Here is a 20,028-nt window from a genome sequence, read left to right as displayed (position 1 = left end):
GTATCAAACGCCCATCACATACAGTTCTCCGGGCCGCCTGCGCCCGACGCCAGCAAGATTCGGGCTCGGATCGTCCAGTTAAAGTATCTGCGCTGACTGCCGATATGCTGTGTGAGTAGCAGCCCTCCAGGGGGCGCCTAAGCAGCCCTGTTTTGCAAAGAATCAGGTGCCGATCGGATCGACGTCGAAAAGTGAACCCCAAGTGCGACAAACTGCGTTTGCGTCTTTGCTGTCCATCTTGGCCTGTTTGATTGTTTTTTCGTTGTGCGGTTGCCATCAGCAGGACCAGACTTCTTCGAGCACGAGCGCGCCCGCCAGCACCACGATCACCGCCCTGATCTGGGCTCCCGACTGGCCGCAGGAAATGCTGCAGATTGCCGCCGAATTCAGCAAGCTGAATCCAGACATACACGTGGATGTGCAGTTCATGATCGGCAACTCGGTGGAGGAAAACATCAAGCCGCGGGTCGCCTCCGGCAACTTGCCCGATCTGGTAAGTATCAACCCGAATGCCTACGCGGCCGACCTGGCCGATCAAGGGCTCCTGGCCGATGTGAGCAGGACGTCCGCCTGGAACAACATGCTCGACCCGCTCAAGAAGGACTGGACCAATCGCCAGTCCAGGCACTTTGGAATAGCGGGTGGAGTGGCGACGACGCTGATCTACTACAACGAGGACATGTTCGCGAAGACAGGGATCAAGGAACTGCCGACCAGTTTCAACGAATTCCTGGCGGTATGCGAACAGCTCAAACGGGCGGGTATTACGCCTATCATGTGGAACGGCGGCTTTCCGAACATGCTCGGCAACGGCCCTTTCAGTTCAGGCTTTGCCAACAATGTTGTAGCGCACGAGCCAGACTGGAAAAACCGGATCAGCGACGGCACGCTGGATCTCAACACCCCTCAGGTAGCGGATATTTTCGCCAAGATGTTGCTGATACCCGAACGTGGTTTCGTCCAGGACTCGTTCATGACGACCGGTTACGACGATGGCATACGGCTTTTCAAGGAAGGCAAGGTCGCGATGGCTTTTCACGGCAGTTGGGCCGCCGGTCTGTTGCTGCACGGGAACCCCTTCAAGGTAGGCGTATTCATCCCACCGTGGAACGCGCCGGGCGAGCGGGTCGTGCCGGTAATCGGCAGCGAAACTGGCTTTGCGGTGTCCGAGACGCCCAACAAGGCTGCTGCGATGCGCTTTCTCGAGTTCATCGCCGGGCCGGGGTTTTCCATTCTGCAGACAAAACGCCAGAACATCTCCCCGTTCAAGCAGGTCTCGGGGACAGCAGTTAGCGATCCGAAGATTATCGACTACACCAACACGGTTAGTCGCTATGCGGTGACCGGAAGCCCGTACTATTCGTTTCTACCCTCCAATTCCATCGAGCGTTTGCATCGGTTGATGCAGGATGTGCTGTTTGGCAAAATCACGCCAGGACAGGCGGCGAAACTCCTGGACGAGTCGGTTAAGAATGAAGCGAAGATGCACTACAAATGACTTCCCTGCTCGGTTGGCTGCGAAACGCATTCGCCTACTTCTCGTTAGATCTGCTGCGCCGTGTCGAGATTCGCTACCGGCTGATAACCGCGTTCATCCTGTTTTCGCTGATCCCGATACTTGTTTCGGGCTACATATCGTATGTAGATTCGACCGCGGCGATCAAGCAGAAGGCGGAGATATTCTCGAAAGAGGTGGTCAAACAGGTCGCCAAAAACATCTCGCTGCGCATGGAGCAGATCGAGACGGAGAGCAGTCTGCTGGTGCTCTCCGATCGCGTTCAGGACGCGCTGACCCGCGTCGCGAGCGGCAATGAAAAGGAGCAAAGCGAAGCGCGCCAGGATATGACCCGACTGCTCCTGGAGCACTACGGCGCGGTTGATTACATCAACCAGAAATATCTGCTCGACCGGAACAACCGGATCATGGACACCCAGGCGTTCGCGCAGCTGACGCGGGGTGTCGTGCGTCTGGTCCAGCAGGCGCCCAACCGCAATGGCCGGCCTTACTGGGGTAGCTACGACAACGGAGCCGGTCAACAGGACCTGGGGATGGTGCGCGCCATCATCGGCAAGAGCAACAATCAGCAGATCGGCAATCTGGTTCTGGTGATTCGTCCCGAACATTTCTCGGCGATTTTCGATGACGTCGCTACGGGCAGCGGAACGGAGATCTATGTCGTCGACGCCAGCACCGACAAGCGGATTGTCGGTGCCGACGGCACTTCGGTGACTACCGACGGCAGGGCCGAGCCGGGCCTGATCGAAAAGATCACACAAGCCGATCCGCACGGCGAGCCGAGTGGCTTCGTCGACTTCGAGGGCACAAGTGGCGGCCGATATCTCGCCGCGTACACCGCCATCGCCGGAACGCCATGGTTTGTGGTCAGTACCATCCCGGAGCAGAAGCTGACCGGGGAGGCACAGTCGGTGCGCAACCAGATCATCCTGGTGGGCATCTCGGGGTTTCTGCTTTCCATCTTCCTCGCCTACTTCATTTCACACAGCATCTCCGCCCCGCTCAAGGAACTGGTGCGAAAGATGCACGACACAGGCAGCGACGCGGGCGCCGAGGTAGAGATACCGGTGGACGCACACAGCGACATTGGCGCCAGGGATGAACTGGGCAGACTGGCGCAGCGGTTCGAACGAATGAGTGCGGCGATCAGACAGAAAATCCAGAAGATCAACGAGATCAACGCCTCTCTCGAGCAAACCGTCATCGAGCGCACAGTGGAACTGGTCGCGCGCGAGCAGGAGTCACGCACGTTGATCGAAAACTCGCCCGACACGATTACGCGCTACGACCGCGATCTTCGCCGCACCTACGCCAATCCCGCGTTCTGTGTTTCAGCGGGCCGCAGCCTCGCCGAATCGCTCGGCAAGCGGCCCTCAGAAGTCCCGGGCGGCGCCAATGCGCTGACCTATGAGAGGAAGATCAAAGAAACCATTACAACCGGCAAAAGTCATCAGTTTGAACTGCGATGGCTCGGCAAGGATGGAAAGGAACAGTGCAGTCATATCCGGCTCACGCCGGAGATCGATGCATCGGGCAAGGTGAACTCCGTGCTGGCGGTAGGCCGTGATTTGTCGGACCGGATGGTGTTCGAGGCAACGATCTGGAAACAGGCCAATTTCGATGCGCTGACCCATCTTCCGAATCGCCAGATGTTTCATGAGCGTCTCGACCACGAAGCTGGCGTGTCGGATCGCTCTGGGCGGCCCATGGCCCTGATGTTGATCGATCTGGACCGCTTCAAGGAAGTCAACGACTCACTGGGACACGATACCGGCGACACTCTGCTGATCGAGGCGGCGAGACGCATCACCTCTTGCGTGCGTGAAACCGACACGGTCGCTCGTCTTGGCGGCGATGAGTTCACGGTCATTCTGTCCGGGCTGGACGACACCAGACGCATCGAACAGATCGCGAAGACGGTCATCGCCAAGCTCGCCGAGCCGTTCAAGCTCGGCGCGGATGAGGCCTTCATTTCTGCGAGTGTCGGCGTCACGCTATACCCCGACGACGCCAGCGAACTGGACGTTCTCTTCAAGAATGCCGACCAGGCCATGTACGCGGCGAAAGCCGCTGGACGCAACCGTGTCCACTATTTCACGTCCGAGTTGCAGGTGGCGGCAGAAAAGCGCCGGCGTCTCACGAGTGATCTTCGTACCGCCCTGCAAGCCGAACAGTTCCAGGTCTATTACCAGCCCATCGTCGATCTCGCGACGGGCGAAATCTACAAGGCCGAAGCACTGATACGCTGGATGCATCCCGAACGCGGCACGATCAGTCCGCTAGATTTCATCGCCTTGGCCGAAGACACGGGGCTCATCGTTCCAATTGGCGACTGGGTATTCAAACAGGCCGTGCGCCAGGCGCATCAATGGCGCCAACGATTCCATCCGTCGTTCCAGATCAGCGTCAACATTTCACCGGTGCAGATTCGTCAAGACAATCTGGTGTGTATCCAGTGGTCCGAATACCTCATACAGGAAGGGATGCCCAGACAAAGCGTGGCCATTGAAATAACCGAAGGGTTATTGCTGGACGCGGAACTGAACGAGAAGTTGCTGAGTTTCCGTGATGCGGGAATGGGGATTTCGATCGACGACTTTGGGACCGGCTATTCGTCCCTGGCGTATCTGAAGCGCTTCGATATCGACTATCTCAAGATCGACCGCTCATTCGTGCAGAACCTCGGCTTCGACGGCGGCAACCAGGCGCTTTGCGAAGCGATGGTTATGCTGGCTCACAAGCTTGGACTTCAGGTGATCGCCGAAGGGGTCGAGACGACAGATCAACGCGACTTTCTCGCCGCCGTGGGTTGCGACTTTGCGCAGGGCTTTTTGTACTCCGAGCCAGTTCCGTCCGATCAGTTTGAGGAGCGGGTGTGGCCGGCCGTCACGGCGATTGCTGACTAGGAACGACGCGACGCGCCCTATAATCAGCCGATCCCCACCCGCGCCCTCCCCATGGAACTCAGGCAGTTACGCTATTTCGTCAGTGTGGTTGCCCACGGCAGCATGGGGCGCGCGGCGCTCGAGCTCGGCGTGGTCACATCGGCGCTGAGCCAGCAGATCAGCCGGCTCGAAAGCGAACTCTCCACTCGGCTGCTGCGGCGCACCTCGTCCGGCGTGGTGCCGACCGATGCCGGCCTCGCCTTCTGGCGTCAGGCGCAACTCGCGCTGCGTCACGTGGATGCGGCCGCGCTGGCAGCGCAGGAAGCGCGGCTATCAGGGCATGTCAGCGTCGGGCTCGCACCGAGTACGACGGGCGTGCTCGGGCTGCCCTTCATCCAGGCCATGCGCGAGCGCTATCCGGAAGTTCGGCTGCACATGGTAGAAAGCCTGTCCGGTCATCTGGGCTCGATGCTCGACGCGCGTCAGATCGACCTCGCGATTCTGTTTCAGGAAGAACCGGCTCAGCGCTGGAGCAGCCTGCCGTTGCTCGACGAGCAGTTGTTCGTGATCGGCAACCCGACGCTGGCCGGCATGCCGGCCACCGCGTCCGTATGGCTCGCGCAACTGGAGCGCTTGCCGCTCGTCCTGCCAAGCGGTTCGCACGGATTGCGTGCGCTGCTGACTGCCGCCTTCAGGCGCGCGCACTACGAACCGCTGATAGCCGCGGAAATCGACGGCCTCGCGATGCTCATGGACACCGTGCGCGCCGGCATTGGCGCGACGATCCAGCCGGGCGCCGCACTGGCGCGCCCCGAAAACGCCCAGCTCACGAGCATCCCGATCCTCGATGCCGACGTGACGCGCCCCAACCTGATCGTCAGCGCATCCGACGACGAGCTGTCGCCGGCTGGCCTCGCCGCGCGTGTCGTGCTCCTCGATGTCGCGCGCGAAATCGTGGCCGCCGGGCGCTGGCCCGGCGCGGCGCTCCGCGCCAGCGCGACCCTTCACGAAAACTGAAGCCCCCTTGCCCCGCCGCCCATGGCGGTGCGGCGCGTTCGCCCGTACAGTGCGAGCCAAAGGAGACAACTCGATGGTCGATGTTCTCGTCATCGGCGGCGGCAATGCTGCGCTATGCGCCGCCCTCATGGCTCGGGAAGCCGGTGCTTCCGTTCTGTTGCTGGAGGCCGCGCCGCGCGAATGGCGCGGCGGCAATTCACAACACACCCGCAATCTGCGCTGTATGCACGACACGCCGCAGGACGTGCTCGTCGATGCTTACCCCGAAGAGGAATACTGGCAGGATCTGCTGAAAGTCACCGGTGGCCTCACGGACGAGGCGCTCGCGCGGCTAGTGATCCGAGCGTCGTCATCCTGCCGGCCGTGGATGCGCCAGCATGGCGTGCACTTCCAGCCGTCGCTCTCGGGCGCGCTGCATACCGCCCGCACCAACGCTTTTTTCATGGGCGGCGGCAAGGCCCTCGTCAACGCCTATTACCGCAGCGCGGAACAACTCGGCGTGCAGATCCGCTATGAAACGCCGGTGCAGCGCATCGAGCTCGACGGCCCGCGCTTCGTGGCCGCGTGGGCGGGCAGCGAACGCATTACGGCGCGCAGCTGTGTGCTCGCGGCCGGCGGCTTCGAGTCGAACCGCGCGTGGCTGCGCGATGCCTGGGGCGTCAACGAGCGCGGCGAACACCCCGCCGACAACTTCCTGATCCGCGGCACGCGCTTCAACATGGGCACGCTGCTGCGCTTCATGATCGACGCGGGCGCGGACAGCATCGGCGACCCGACCCAGGCACATATGGTGGCAATCGACGCACGCGCGCCGCTCTACGACGGCGGCATCTGCACGCGCGTCGACTGCGTGTCGCTCGGCGTGGTGGTCAATCGGGACGCCGAACGGTTCTACGACGAAGGCGAGGACTTCTGGCCGAAGCGCTACGCGATCTGGGGGCGTCTCGTCGCCCAGCAGCCGGGGCAGACCGCCTGGTCGATCATCGATGCGAAGGCCGTTGGACGCTTCATGCCGCCGGTGTTTCCGGGCGTGCGGGCGAACAGCTTGCCTGAACTTGCAACGGCCCTCGGACTCGACCCCGCGCGTTTCATGGAGACCCTTAACGCGTACAACGCCGCCTGCCGCCCCGGCACGTTCGATCACACGAAGCTCGACGATTGCCGCACCGATGGGCTCGCTCCGCCGAAGACTCACTGGGCGCTCCCGCTCGATACGCCGCCCTTCTTCGGCTTCGCCTTGCGTCCGGGTATCACGTTCACTTATCTCGGCCTGAAAACCGACCAGACGGCCGCGGTTCGCTTTGGCGGCGAGCCTAGCGAAAATCTCTTCGTCGCCGGCGAAATGATGGCCGGCAACGTGCTCGGCAAAGGCTATACGGCCGGCGTCGGCATGAGCATCGGCACGGCATTCGGCCGCATCGCCGGCACCAACGCCGCCGCGCATGCGGTCGCTTCGGCACATAAGGAAAGCAGTCGTGCAAGCTCTTGAAAAACTGATCCAGCAAGCCAGCGACGAGTGGTCGCCCGTCGCCGTGACCGTCGCAAGGGCGCCGCTTCTCTCCGTCCCAGAAGACGAAGCCGCCCGGATCCTGCAGATCTGCAATGCGTGCCGCTACTGCGAAGGCTTCTGCGCCGTCTTTCCGGCCATGACACGGCGCCTCGAGTTCGGCACCGCCGACGTCCATTATCTGGCGAACCTGTGCCACAACTGCGGGGCCTGCCTGCACGCGTGCCAATACGCGCCGCCGCATGAATTTGCCGTCAACGTCCCGCAGACGATGGCCAGCGTGCGCGGCCGCACGTACCGCCTGTTTGCATGGCCTCGTTCGTTCGCGGCACTGTACGAGCGTAACGGCCTCGCGGTCGCCCTCGCGCTTGCGGGCGGCGTCGCACTGTTCCTGTTCCTCGCGCTCGCGATGAGCGGTAACCTGTGGCATGCCTCTGCGAGTGGTTCGTTCTACGATGTGTTCCCGCACACGCTGATGGTCGGTATCTTCGCGCCGGTCTTTCTGTTCGCTATCTGTGCACTGGGGATCGGTGTGCGGCGCTTCTGGCGCGAAGCCGTGCCGGGCGCGGCCAGTGGCGCGGCGCTTGCCGAAGCCACCAGCGCGGTCGCAACGCTTCGGTACCTGGGTGGTGGACACGGTGAAGGCTGCAACAACGAGGACGACCGCTTTTCGCTCGCGCGCCGGCATTGCCACCATGCCACTGCGTACGGTTTCGCGTTATGTTTCCTGTCGACATGCGTCGCCACGCTCTATCACTATGTGTTCCGGCTCGAGGCGCCGTATGCCTATACGAGCCTGCCGACACTACTCGGCACCGTCGGTGGCATTGGCATCGCCGTGGGTACACTCGGTCTTGGCTGGCTGAATCTGCAACGCCATCCCAACCAGGGCGACGCCGCGCAAAAGCCGATGGATATCGGCTTCATCGCGCTGCTGCTAATCGTCGCGCTCAGTGGCCTCGCACTCATGGTGCTGCGTAGCAGCGCTGCGATGCCCAGTTTGCTGGCGCTGCATCTCGGCGCCGTGATCGCCTTGTTCCTGACCATGCCTTACGGCAAGTTCGTTCACGGACCGCTACGCGCGGCCGCGTTGCTCAAGTGGGCAATCGAGCGCCGCCAGCCGAACCGGGTCGGCCTTACGGATGACTGATCAATCCAGACAACCTGCTCGCAGCTCTCCTGTCTTCAGAGACCGTGGGCGTCCCTCTCCGTCTGGAGCAGAACCAACCCTTGGATAGGCGCCGCAGCGCCCATCCTCTGCAGCTCACTCCCGATAGCTCGGATCGATCCGGTCCAGCTTGCGCAGCAACGCCGGCCATTCGAGCAGGCCGTACGGACGACGCGTCTGCGGCTGGTAGTTCATGTACGTTTGTTCGAGCACTTCGGGCGAGACTTCGTTGAGTTCGACACCGCACGCCTGCGCCGCCAGTTGCGAGCGGCACGACAGCTCCAGTCGATGCATCGCGTTGAACGCCTCCGGAATCGTGCGGCCGACGGTCAGCAACCCATGGTTGCGCAGGATCAGCGCGTTGTTATCGCCGAGGTCCGCGATCAGCGAGTCACGCTCACTCGTATCGAGCACCACGCCGCAGTAATCGTGATAGCCGATCTTGTAGAAGCGCATCGCGGTTTGCGTCATCGGCAGCAGTCCGCACTTGAGCGCCGACACGGCCATCCCCGGCCAGCTATGCGTATGGATCACGCAGGCAAGCTCGTGCTTCGCCTCATGAATCGCGCCATGAATCACGTAGCCGGCGCGGTTGATGCCATAGTCCGCGCCGACGAATGCAGGCTTGCTAAGAATGTTGCCATCGTTGTCGATCTTGATGAGACTCGACGCCGTGACTTCTTCGTACAGCATCCCGTAGGCGTTGATCAGGAACGCCTCTTCGCCGGGCACACGCGCGGAGATATGGTTGGCCGCCATGTCGGACATGCCGTAGTGTTCGACGAGGCGATAACACGCGGCCAGGTCCACGCGCACCTGCCACTCCTCTTCGGAACAGTGTTCGCGCATCGAGGGGATGTCGAATTCGGGAATCGGTTTCATGGAATGCTCCTGCAGGTCATAAAGGAAGTGAACAAAGGAATACGTGCTTCATGCGGTCATCTGCGAATCGCTGCGGCGCAGACATAAGGCGGCCACCAGCGTGCAGGCGATACAGGCCGACGCGTACAGGTAGAAGCCCTGTTCGTAGCCGACGCTCTTGAACCAAAGACCCGCATAGCCGGCGGTGCCGCCGAACAATGCCGTCGCAATCGAATAAGGCACGCCTACGCCGAGCGCACGCAAGCGCGCAGGAAAGAGGTCCGCCTTCGCAATCGAACAGACCGACGTGTAGCCGCATACGATCAGCAGCGCGACGGCAAGCAGCAGGAAGGCTGTGGATTCGCTGTGGGTGTGCGCGAGTGCAGCAAGCAGCGGCCAGGTACCGAATGTCCCGCCCACACCGAACGCGATCAGCAGCGGCCGTCGTCCAATGCGATCCGAAAGCGCGCCGAACAGCGGTTGCACAAGCATGAACAACGTGAGCGTGGATAGCGACACCCACGCGGAGGCGCGTGCCGAGAGCCCCACCGTGTTGACGAGATAGCTGTGCATGTAAACCGTGTAGGTGAAGAATGCGAGCGTGCCGCCTGTGGTGAGGCCGAACACGAGTATCACGGGACGCCAGTGCTTGCGCAGCTCGGAAAGTCCGGTGCGTTCCTTGGCGGCTTCGGAGAGGTTGCGAAAGTCGGGCGTTTCGTCGATATTGCGGCGCACCCAATAGGCGACTAGCGCCAACGCCGCACCGGTGATGAACGGTACACGCCAACCCCACGCGTTGAGCTCAGCGCGCGAAAAGAAAACCTCCTGCAGCAGAACCTGGACGAGCGTGGCGAGCAACTGGCCCATGATCAGCGTGACGTAATGGAAGCTGCTGTAGAAGCCGCGACGACCAGGCTTGGCGATCTCGCTTAGATAGACCGAACTTGCGCCGTACTCGCCGCCGAGAGAAAACCCCTGCACGAGACGCGCGAGCAGCAACACCAGCGGCGCGAGGGCGCCAATCTGGACGTAGGTTGGACACAGGCCAATCGCAAGCGAGCCGCCGCACATCAGGATGACCGAGAGCGTGAGGCCAGCGCGCCGGCCCCGCCGGTCTGAATAAAGGCCGATCATCCAGCTTCCGATTGGACGCAGCAGGAAGCCCAGCGCGAACACGGCGGCTGCGCTGAGTAGCTGGATCGTGCGGTTCTCGCGCGGGAAGAACGACGCCGCGAAATAGATTGAAAACGTCGTGTACACGTGAAAGTCGTACCACTCGATCAGATTGCCGATCGAACCGCCAACTATCGAACGCGCCGCACGGCGCGTTGATGACCCCGCCTGGATGCCCGGCACAGCATCAGGGGCGGCGGCCGTTGCGTGTATATCGTTCATGGACGTTTGTCTCCTGTAGTTTTGTGTGATGGCCTTCTGTGCGGCCTTAAGTCATGCCGGCGCCGAACGGATCGTCCGGGCCGGAAACGCCACTAGCAATACAACAGCACCGCAACCGATGATCGCGCCCAGCACGGCCAGGCCGCTGCCGAAGCCGGCCGCGCCATGACTCATCCAGCCCAGCGCGGCAGTACTCAACGCACCGCCAAGCGAGCCGATCACGTTGATCACCGCGATACCGCCGGCTGCGGTTTCGCGTGTGAGGTAAGTCGGCGGAATCGACCAGAACACTGAAAGACAGGAATAGTGGCCCGCCGACGCCACGGCCAGCAGGACGATCGCCACGACCGTGTTGCTGTGAAAGAGCGGCAGCATCGCAAGCGCCGCGGCAGCACAAACGAGTGCGATAGCCGCATGCCAGCGCCGCTCGAGCGTGCGGTCCGAGTGGCGCCCCACCAGCAGCATCACGATGGTCCCGATGAACGCCGGGATTCCCGCCAGAACGCCAACGTTGACGACCTGCGCCACGCCGGAATTACGGATCACCATCGGCGCCCAGAAGGCCAGCGTGTTGCCTAGCGAAAAACTGCACGCGAAGGTGAAGCCCGCGCAGAATACGCGCGGGTCGGACAGAATCGCGCGAAACGGCGCGTGCTTCGAGCGGCGCGTCTTGTGGCTTTCGTCACGGTCGAGATCCGCGAGAATGAATGCGCGTTCGGCGCTTGCCAGCCAGGGCGCTGTATCGGGCCGGTCACTCAGCACGAAGAAGAGCACGACGCCGAAGACGGCCGAGGGCATGCCTTCGAGCAGGAAGAGCCACTGCCAGCCATGCAGCCCGAGTTGTCCCTGGAACGCGTGCATGATCCATCCCGAGAGCGGTGTGCCGAGCGTCGCCGCGAGTGGAATGCTCAGGTAGAAGATCGACGTCATGCGTGCACGACGCCGCGCCGGAAACCAGTAGCTCAGGTAAAGAAAGATGCCGGGCGTGAAACCGGCCTCGGCCACACCGATCAGAAAACGCACCAGGTAAAACTGCATCGGCGTACGAACGAACATGGTCATCGTCGACAAGATTCCCCAGGCCACCATGATGCGCAAGAAGGTCTTGCGCACGCCGATGCGGTCGAGCATCAGATTGCTCGGAATCTCGAACACCACATAGCCGACGAACAGCAGACCGGCGCCGAAACCGTAGGCCGCATCGCTAAACCCAAGGTCGGACTTGAACTGGATCTGCGCAATGCCGATGTTGATCCGGTCGAGATAATTAAGGATGTAGCCGAACACCAGCAAGGGCAGGATACGCAGCGCGACCTTGCGATAGACCGCCCGCTCGAACGCGTCAGCCGTCGCGCCTGTGTCGAGAGTTGCGGGGGGCGAATCGATACTCAACGCCATGCGGTAACTCCAGTTGGTGGGCTGCCAGTGTGATCAGACGACGGCGAACTGCGGCGGCACCGCATTGACGAGCGATGCGCCGCGCTGCCAGCGCGCCAGGTTGTCGAGCCAGATGCGGCCGACGGCGTCGTAGTAACTGTCCGAATGCCCCGCGGTGTGCGGCGAGATCAGCACATTGGGCAAATCCCATAGCGGCGAAGCCGCATCGAGCGGTTCGCGTTCGAACACGTCGAGCCATGCGCCGGCGAGCGCGCCGCGCGCAAGGGCCTCGATGAGCGCGGACTGCGCCACCACCTCGCCACGCGCCACGTTGACGAGGTAAGCACGTGAAGGCAGCGATGCGATTCGACGTGCGTCAATCAGGCGTGTTGTGAGTGGCGTCAGCGGACATGCGAGGATTAGCCAATCGGTGTGCGGAAGCGCATCGTCGAGTTGTCCGAACGAGATCGTACGTACGGTCCCGTTCGTCTCTGCACCCGCCGCTCCGCCCGCGCCGCTTTCGCGGCGCACGACGGTGACGTTCATTTCGAGAACCCCGAGCAAACGCGCGAGCCGCTGCCCGATCGGACCATAGCCGACGATGAGGGCATTCTGGCCCGCGAGGTCGCTCGGCGAGGCCTCGCCAAGCAACGGCTCCCACGCATGACGGTGTTGAGCTTCGTAGAGATGGCCGAAGCGGCGCGCGAGCGCAAGCATTCCGCCGAGCGCCGACTGCGCCACGACACCCGCGTTCGCCCCCGAGGATGTCGTGACGGTCACACCGCGCTGCAGCAATTCCGGGAAGATTGGCCGGTCGGCGCCGGACGAATGCGTATGGACCCATGCAAGACGAGGCGATTCACGCAGTACCTTGTAGAAAACTTGCAGCTCCGCGGTGAGGTCGGTCTTGGTTGAGCGGCCCGTCACATCGCGGCTGATTAACGCAATGTCGGCTCGTCCGCGATGCGGCTCGTCGGGCGTCACGATGCGGTAAGCGGTATCGCCAAGCACGTTCGCGATCGCGCCACCCAACCGTTCGGCCGCCGAGCGCGAAAGTAGAATATCCAAAGCCAGTCTCCGTCTTTTGTTCGAATGGGTGAGGTACCTCCGCCGGGAAAACCGGCACACTCCTGTTCAGATTGTGGCCGCCCCAGATAGGGCTGCTGTGCATTTTGGCGAATGCAGCGTTTCCATTTAGGTAACGCTCGAGCGCCAAACGATCCGTACCATGCAAGTATGCGCTGCGCTCTGCCGCCTTCCGTTCAGCCCGACTAAACACCTGTTCACAATGACGAAACCCTGCCTCGGTCCCCTGCCGCCCCCGGCCTTTGTGCCGGCCGCCATTCCACCGCGCGCGTGTGATTGCCATGCACACGTGTTCGGCCCTTACACGCAATTTCCTTTGGCCGACGAACGCAGCTATACACCGCCGGAAAACCCCGTGACGCGCTTCACCGAACAACTCGATGCCACGGGCTTCGCGCGCGGCGTAGTCGTAACAGCAAGCGTGTACGGCACCGATAACCGCTCTCTCGTCGACGCACTCCGGCAAGCCCCTACGCGATTGCGCGGCGTGGCGGTAATCGACGGCAGCACCTCCGAGGCCGAGCTCGACAGCCTCACGCTGCATGGGGTGCGCGGCGCCCGCTTCAATCTCTATCAGGAGCACGGGCAGAAGGTGTACCGCAACGGCGCCGGCCTCGACGATCTGCGCGCCCTCGCCCCGCGTCTTGCGGCGCGCGGCTGGCACGCGCAGATATGGGTTCACGCGCCCGACCTGCCGGAACTCGCGCCCACGTTGCGTGCACTGTCGATCCCGCTAGTCGTCGATCACATGGGGCGCATGAATGTTTCACGCGGCACGGATGACGCCGGCTTTCAGACGCTTGTCGCCCTGCTCGCCGACGGCGCCGCGTGGACCAAGATATCGGGCGTGGATCGGATTTCCGCAACGGGGGCACCGTACGAAGACGTGTTCGCCTTCGAGGCCGCGATTCTTGCGGCCAACCCCGATCACGTGGTGTGGGGCAGCGACTGGCCGCACGTCAATTACTTCGAGTCCGCAAGGATGCCGGACGACGGCACACTGATCGAGCATTTCTTGCGCGCCGTGCCGGATGCTGCGTCGAGACAAGCCATACTGGTAAGCAATCCGGCGCGCCTCTACGATTTCCCGCTTTGATCCTCGCGCACTGTGCGCGGCAAGCCGGGGACCTCGCGTATCATGCATCCACCCTTGCGGGCGTGGCGAAACGCCGGCCCGCGTCATCCCATGGATCGTCCTGCGCATGAAAATGGATTTGCCCGGCCTCCAGATGCTGGTGGCCGCCATTGAGGCGAAGAGCCTTTCGAAAGCTGCAGAACGCGAGAATCTGGCTACGTCGGCGGCGAGCAAGCGCATCGCCGAGCTGGAGCGGCGGCTCGGCACGACGCTGCTCGTGCGCCATGGACGCGGCGTCGAACCGACACCCGCTGGCGCGGCGCTCTACCATCGCGCGAAGGCGATCTTGCGCAGCGTCGAACTGGCGCAAAACTCGGTAGCGGAGTTCGGCATGAGCGGGCAGCCGAAAATCCGGCTGGCCGCGAACCGCTCGTCGATCATCCAGTTCCTGCCGCAAGCGCTTAGCCGTTATTACGTGAGCGAGCCCAACGTTCAGATCGAACTGCAGGAACGCTACAGTTACGACATTCCGCGCTTGATCGCCGATGCCGATTCGGACATCGGTATTTATCATGCCGTCACGCCCGCGCCAGGCATTCATTCGATTGCCTACCACCGCGATCGCGTCGTGCTGGTCGTGCCGCTCGACCACCCACTCGCCACGCACAACGAAACAACGCTCGAAGCGGCAAAGGACTATCCGTTCGTCGGCTATTTTCCGCGACACTCATATGAGGCGTTTCTGTCGCTCGCTGAAGACGGGTTGTCGCGACCGCTCAATGTGCGCATCGAAGTTTCGAACTACGAAGCACGCTGCCGCATGATCCGCGAAAGGATCGGCATTGGCATCATGCCGGAGCTGATTGCCGCTTCCTATCTCGGCCGTTATGGTCTTAGGGCTATCCGCCTGCTCGATGGGTGGGCAACTCGCCAGTTCTATATTGGCCTTAGGAACAGCGGCGAGCAGCCGCCGCTGCTGGCGACTTTTATTGCGCATTTGCTCGCTGCGGCGGGGGATGAGAAAGCATCAGAATGAGGCTGCTGGGGCAGCCTCGTATCCCAATGCAAAGATTCCTCCTCCAGAATTTTTATTCTCGGATATCATAGGCGCCGTCGTACACCGTCAACACTCGGTCCCACTTAACGTCAGGCTATTGTTTTGTTTCAGGGCGGACCCACTGCAATCAGGAGGTTTGGATATGAAAGATCTTTACACCGCAGCTTCAGGCGACTTTCTTCTGAATTCTTCCATGCATTGGGATCATGACCACGCTCGAATCCAACCTGCTTTGCAAGACCGCGTCTGCGCGTCTTAGCCTTCATCCTCTAAGTCCTCAACGTCCAAGCAGGACACTCGGCCCTAATGGGTCTGCAATCGTTGAACTAACGCGCTGGTTGCGCGTCTTCCTTCTCCAGCGAAATAACCCGCGCCTCGGCAGCGTTGGTGTCGGACTAGCGTGCCTTGCGCAAGTCCACGGATTCCGCTTGCTCCACGATCCCCCTCCTTCCAGGCGTTGCGTTTTCTAGCACGCTCTCCAGACCTCATGCAGGCCTAAACCGCGTCGCGTCAGTCGTCGCGGTGGCTCGCGCTCGTCCCATACATTCCGGCGGCGAACGCATCGGGTCTCGTTAGTCATGCTTATTTCATTCAGCGTGGCACGCCACCGTGTGTGCCTGTGGCATTGAAGCATCCCTATGCGAATGCCCGACCTATAGATCATTCAGGAACTAACAATCTTGTCCAACTCCTTAAGAAAACTGGGCTTCAACGATCACTTCGCAGAACACGCCGCACGCTACGGCATCGGCCAACCCTATCGCGTCACGGAGGACTTCGGCTTGCGCTTTGTCGTATCCGGCGACGCAGGAGGACAACTGCGACCATTCAACCTGACCTTTGCGAGGAAGAGCGAACGAGCGCCGATCATCGGCGACTGGATACTTGGCACCCCGACGGAAACTGGTGAAGTCGAATTCATCGACATCCTCGAGCGCAGTAGTTGTTTCCAGCGCAGTACAGGCGAGGACCGCGTGCAACTGTTGGCGGCCAATGTCGACAAGCTGTTCATCGTCACGTCCTGCACGGACGAGTTCAACTTGTCGCGACTCGAACGCTATCTGCTCCTGGCTCGCGCGAACCGCATCTCACCCGTTCTTATCCTGAACAAGGCCGATCTGGCGATGGACCCAAATACCTATCTCGAACAGATCGCGGAACTCGGACCGGAAATCCCCGTGTGTGTGCTAAGCACTTTTAGCGAACCGGGGGTAACGCAACTCAAGCTTATGATCGCGGAGGATGAAACCTGCGTGTTCGTCGGGTCGTCTGGCGTTGGCAAGAGTTCCATCGTGAACGCCTTGACCGAATCACAACGGCAGTTGACGCTAGGCGTAAGCGCTAAGGGCGCGCGCGGATCGCATACAACCACCAGCCGATCACTGTTCATGCTGCCGGAAAGCGGCGTGATCATCGACACCCCGGGCATCCGGAGCGTCGGTGTAAGCGCTAGCGCCGATAGCCTGAGCGACGCCTTTGAAGACATCGCGCACTTGATGAGCCAGTGTGCATTTCGCAATTGCGGGCACAACGGGGAAGCAGGTTGCGCGGTCACGCAGGCCGTGGACGAAGGTCGCCTAACGTTAAGACGCCTCAACTCGTACAAGAAGTTACAGCGCGAAGCAGAGTTCTTTGAGGACAAGCAAGCGGCGATGCGGCGCCAGCGCGACGAGGCCAGGCAGCGGGCAGCGCGACGGGGCAGCCGGCAAAGATTTGAGCGTGATCCGAAATGAGGGGAAGCCCTAACGCAACGACTAGCGGGTTCCACACCGCTGTCGTTGCTACGCCACACCGACGTCCTCCTCTAGGTAAAACATTTTTATTTGTATCTAACAAATTTAGAAATATGTATCTTAGCTAGATTACATCTGGCAACACCCTGTAATGGCTGTGTTAGGTAAAAACCCCAAGCAACGGGCTTGTGCAGCTCGCACATAGGCGGTGCACGACAATGAGCGTAATCTGTGCACCCTTTTTGAAAGCACAAAAAAGGTGCTGGGGCAGAGAGAAGTACAAGCATTTGTCGGCAAGCGTGTCATAGACCCGGGCGTCTGACGCTCTCACGAAAAAAATTTTAATTGCTATGCAAATCAAGACATAACCGTTAGTAGTCCGACAGACATCGGGGATATCACCATCGGTTTATCCATGCTGCGCGCACCTCATACATGGAGTGCGTGTGGAGACGCTTGCGCGCAGCGTTTCGGCGGAATACGGCGCATCGACGCCGCGAACCGCGGGGAGAGGTCCATAAAACCACTCTCCGCATAACAACGTGTGGCCTTACTGACAAGTGTGAGGGGTGAGATGAAGCAAAGGGCATTGGCGATTGCCATCAGAAGAATAATTTGGGCTGAACTAGCGTTGTCCACGGCGATCGCCGTTCCGGCATTCGCGCAAAGCCAGCCGGCGACGCCGGCAGCAGCGGCGTCGGGCACGGCTGCAGCAGCCGCTCCGGCGGCAGCATCGGGCGCTACAGCGACGGGCGGCAAGAACGTCAAGCAACTGCAGACGTTCCAGGTGACAGGTTCGCTGATCCGTCAGGCGGACAAGACCGGGTTCAATCAGGTCCAGGTCATCAACTCGAAGGAAATCCAAGATTCGGGTGCGAAGGACGTGTCCGATTACATGCGCCAGATCTCGGCCAACTCGGCTAATAGCTGGGGAGAGTCCACCTCCGACAGTTTTGCTGCAGGCGGTTCGGGCATCGCACTGCGCGGCCTCAGCGAAAAATACACGCTGGTGCTCGTGGACGGTCAGCGCGTCGCGCCGTTCGCATTTGCCGTCAACGGTTCAGACCAGTTCTTCGACCTGAATACGTTGCCGCTAAACGTGGTAGACCGGATTGAAGTGGTGAAGACGGGTGCTGTATCGCAGTACGGTTCGGACGCTATCGGCGGTGTGGTCAACATCATCACGAAGCACGACTTCCAGGGCCTGCAACTCGACGGCAGCATTGGCGGCGCCACGCAAGGCGGCGGCGGCACGACCAAGTTCGGCGTCCTCGGCGGCTTCGGTAATCTCGCGTCGGATGGCTTCAACGTCACTGCGACCGCCAGCTATTACAAGTCGAACGGCTATACGCTTGCCGATCGCGACACGACCGAGAACCAGGATTTCAGCAACAAGCCGTTTGGCGGCAGTATCCAGCAACCGTCATACCTCCTGAACCCCAACACGGGTGCAGCGACGCCTTACGGCTGCGCGACTTCTGTGCCGGCTGGCAACAGCATTATTGCGTCACAAACCGGCGCAATCAGTAGCGGCAACGTGTGCCTGAAGAATACGGCTGAAGACGTTTCGATCGAGCCGATGACCGAGCGTCTGAACGCTAAAGTTCACGCCGACTTCAAGATCAACGACACGACGACCGCCTACGCCGACCTTTGGGAAAGCAACAACACGACCACCACAAACGATGGCCCAGTAGTCGTCGGCAACGGGCTTGCGTACAGCCCGACCACCAAGACCGTCAGCCCTCTCAGCTTTACCGTTCCGGCCAACAATCCGTACAACACGACCGGCGTAGCGCAGGAACTGTTTGGCTACCTCCCGACCACGTATAGCTCGACCACGGATTCGAATTTCTGGCGCGCTGCAATGGGCTTGAAGGGCAGCTACGAGCTCGGCAAGCAGGACTGGGACTGGAATGTGGGCTACACCCATTCTATGAGCACGGTGAGCAACACGCTCGGCAGTGTGATTAACCCGAACGCCCTGCAGACTGCGCTCAACAACGGCACGCTTAACTTCGTGAATCCGTCGGCTACACCCGGTGCGCTGAACAGCATCCTGACGACGGCCGACAACCTCGGTATTTCCAAGCTCGACGCCTTCGACGCAACGCTGGCAACGCCAAACCTGTTCCATCTGCCGACAGGCGATGTGGGCCTCGGTCTCGGTGCACAGTTCCTGCACGAAAGCGAACTGATCGAGGAAGGCGGCAACTACCTGAGCGGTAACGTACTGAACCCGAACCTCCAGGAAGTGGCCGGTGAGCGTAATGTGGCGGCCGTGTATTACCAGGTCGATGTGCCGTTGATCGACAAGATGCTGACGTTCAGCCAGTCGGGCCGTTACGACCACTACAGCGACTTCGGCGGTGCGTTCTCGCCGCGTTTCGCCCTGCGGTTCCAGCCGATCCAGCAGTTGACCACCTACGCCTCGTACACCCGTGGCTTCCGCGCACCGGAATTCCTCGAGAATACGAATTCGTCGAACATCGGCATCATGCCGATCGGTCCGAACGGTCAGGACGAAAACGTTATCACCAAGGGCAACCCGGATCTGCAGCCGGAACGCACGAAGAACTACAACATCGGCTTCGAACTGTCGCCGACGCGTACGACTGACATCGGCTTCGATTGGTACAAGATTCACGTCGACAAGGCGATTGGCACCCAGCTGGATCCGTCGGCCACGGTCTTCAATGCGGACGGCTCGATCGCGTACATGGTCAACACGTACGAGAACCTGGGTTCGTTCGATACGGACGGCTTCGAAACGACGTTCTCGCAGTCGTTGCCGACCCCGGTCGGTACGTTCAAGCTGTCGGCCGACTGGGCTTATATCTGGCACTTCAAGATGAACGGCATTGGCGGCCTCGCCTCGACGGTTGATGGCGCAGGTAACGACCTGACGCTCGCTCAGCCGTTCGGCGGTTCGTTCCCGCGCTGGAAGGGCAACACGGACCTGTCGTGGAACTTCCACCAGTGGAATGCTGATCTGGAATGGCAATACACCGGGCCGTACTCGGACGCGCTGGGTCTGGACTACTCCACCGCCTCCTATAGCGTGTTCAACCTGAACGTAGCGTACACGGGCTTCAAGCACTGGACGATCTACGGTGGCATGAACAACATCTTCAACAAGGCGCCTCCGTACGATCCGCTGTGGGTCAACCAGATTGACCAGACCGGTTACGACCAGTCGCTGTACACGTACATGGGCCGTTATCTGCAGGTTGGCGCAACGTACAAGTTCTAAAGCGCAGCAAGTTCACTTTGAAGTAGTCGTCTGTTCCTCTCACGGCCGCTCCGGACTCCGGATCCCCTCCTTCGTCTCCGGAGCGGCCGTCTTTTTCT

General features: G+C 61.0%; 13 protein-coding genes. 9 read left to right on the top strand and 4 right to left on the bottom strand.

Translation table 11 applies throughout. From position 1 onward, the window contains the following. Positions 1–262: 262 nt before the first annotated feature. The 5 genes from P3T24_RS13470 (at position 263) to tcuB (ending at position 8,075) form a co-directional block, all read left to right on the top strand. Complete coding sequence (locus tag P3T24_RS13470; RefSeq protein WP_429435334.1) at positions 263–1,498, top strand: ABC transporter substrate-binding protein; 1,236 nt, start codon at positions 263–265, stop codon at positions 1,496–1,498. Continuing rightward, positions 1,495–4,422, top strand: a complete 2,928-nt coding sequence (locus tag P3T24_RS13465) for a bifunctional diguanylate cyclase/phosphodiesterase (protein WP_429435203.1) — start codon at positions 1,495–1,497, stop codon at positions 4,420–4,422. Before P3T24_RS13470 ends, P3T24_RS13465 begins: the two co-directional genes overlap by 4 nt. A gap of 51 nt (positions 4,423–4,473) precedes the next feature. Further along, positions 4,474–5,418, top strand: a complete 945-nt coding sequence (locus P3T24_RS13460; RefSeq protein ID WP_429435200.1) for a LysR family transcriptional regulator — start codon at positions 4,474–4,476, stop codon at positions 5,416–5,418. A gap of 73 nt (positions 5,419–5,491) precedes the next feature. Continuing rightward, positions 5,492–6,907: an FAD-dependent tricarballylate dehydrogenase TcuA gene (gene tcuA, locus P3T24_RS13455; protein WP_429435198.1), complete on the top strand. Its 1,416-nt coding sequence runs from the start codon at positions 5,492–5,494 to the stop codon at positions 6,905–6,907. Next, positions 6,894–8,075 carry a tricarballylate utilization 4Fe-4S protein TcuB gene (gene tcuB, locus P3T24_RS13450; RefSeq protein ID WP_429435195.1) on the top strand — a complete coding sequence of 394 codons (1,182 nt, stop codon included), beginning with the start codon at positions 6,894–6,896 and terminating at the stop codon, positions 8,073–8,075. Before tcuA ends, tcuB begins: the two co-directional genes overlap by 14 nt. Positions 8,076–8,189: 114 nt before the next feature. Here tcuB and P3T24_RS13445 read toward each other — a convergent pair whose 3' ends face one another. From P3T24_RS13445 to P3T24_RS13430, 4 genes are read right to left on the bottom strand one after another with little or no spacing between them, the layout of a single operon-like run. Beyond that, positions 8,190–8,975, bottom strand: a complete 786-nt coding sequence (locus tag P3T24_RS13445; protein ID WP_074267231.1) for a class II aldolase/adducin family protein — start codon at positions 8,973–8,975, stop codon at positions 8,190–8,192. A gap of 48 nt (positions 8,976–9,023) precedes the next feature. Continuing rightward, positions 9,024–10,349, bottom strand: coding sequence for an MFS transporter (locus P3T24_RS13440; RefSeq protein ID WP_429435192.1), 1,326 nt, complete (start codon positions 10,347–10,349; stop codon positions 9,024–9,026). A gap of 51 nt (positions 10,350–10,400) precedes the next feature. Next, a complete protein-coding gene (locus tag P3T24_RS13435) occupies positions 10,401–11,747 on the bottom strand; it encodes an MFS transporter (protein WP_429435190.1) in 1,347 nt (448 codons plus the stop codon). A 33-nt stretch (positions 11,748–11,780) separates the two neighbouring features. Beyond that, on the bottom strand, positions 11,781–12,794 hold the full coding sequence (locus tag P3T24_RS13430; RefSeq protein ID WP_429435187.1) for a D-2-hydroxyacid dehydrogenase: 1,014 nt from the start codon (positions 12,792–12,794) through the stop codon (positions 11,781–11,783). Positions 12,795–12,954: 160 nt separating this feature from the next. Between P3T24_RS13430 and P3T24_RS13425 the strand changes: the two genes are divergently transcribed. The 4 genes from P3T24_RS13425 (at position 12,955) to P3T24_RS13410 (ending at position 19,930) form a co-directional block, all read left to right on the top strand. Then, entirely contained in the window at positions 12,955–13,908 is a 954-nt protein-coding gene (locus P3T24_RS13425; RefSeq protein ID WP_429435186.1) for an amidohydrolase family protein, read from the top strand. Positions 13,909–14,014: 106 nt separating this feature from the next. Continuing rightward, positions 14,015–14,923 carry a LysR family transcriptional regulator gene (locus P3T24_RS13420; protein ID WP_074267230.1) on the top strand — a complete coding sequence of 303 codons (909 nt, stop codon included), beginning with the start codon at positions 14,015–14,017 and terminating at the stop codon, positions 14,921–14,923. A gap of 803 nt (positions 14,924–15,726) precedes the next feature. Further along, positions 15,727–16,677 carry a ribosome small subunit-dependent GTPase A gene (gene rsgA, locus P3T24_RS13415; RefSeq protein WP_429435182.1) on the top strand — a complete coding sequence of 317 codons (951 nt, stop codon included), beginning with the start codon at positions 15,727–15,729 and terminating at the stop codon, positions 16,675–16,677. A gap of 574 nt (positions 16,678–17,251) precedes the next feature. Beyond that, on the top strand, positions 17,252–19,930 hold the full coding sequence (locus P3T24_RS13410; RefSeq protein WP_074267228.1) for a TonB-dependent receptor: 2,679 nt from the start codon (positions 17,252–17,254) through the stop codon (positions 19,928–19,930). Positions 19,931–20,028: the final 98 nt, after the last annotated feature.

The organism is Paraburkholderia sp. GAS33 (assembly GCF_050436645.1).
Classification (GTDB): domain Bacteria; phylum Pseudomonadota; class Gammaproteobacteria; order Burkholderiales; family Burkholderiaceae; genus Paraburkholderia; species Paraburkholderia phenazinium_B.
This window is presented reverse-complemented; position numbering and strand designations above follow the sequence as displayed.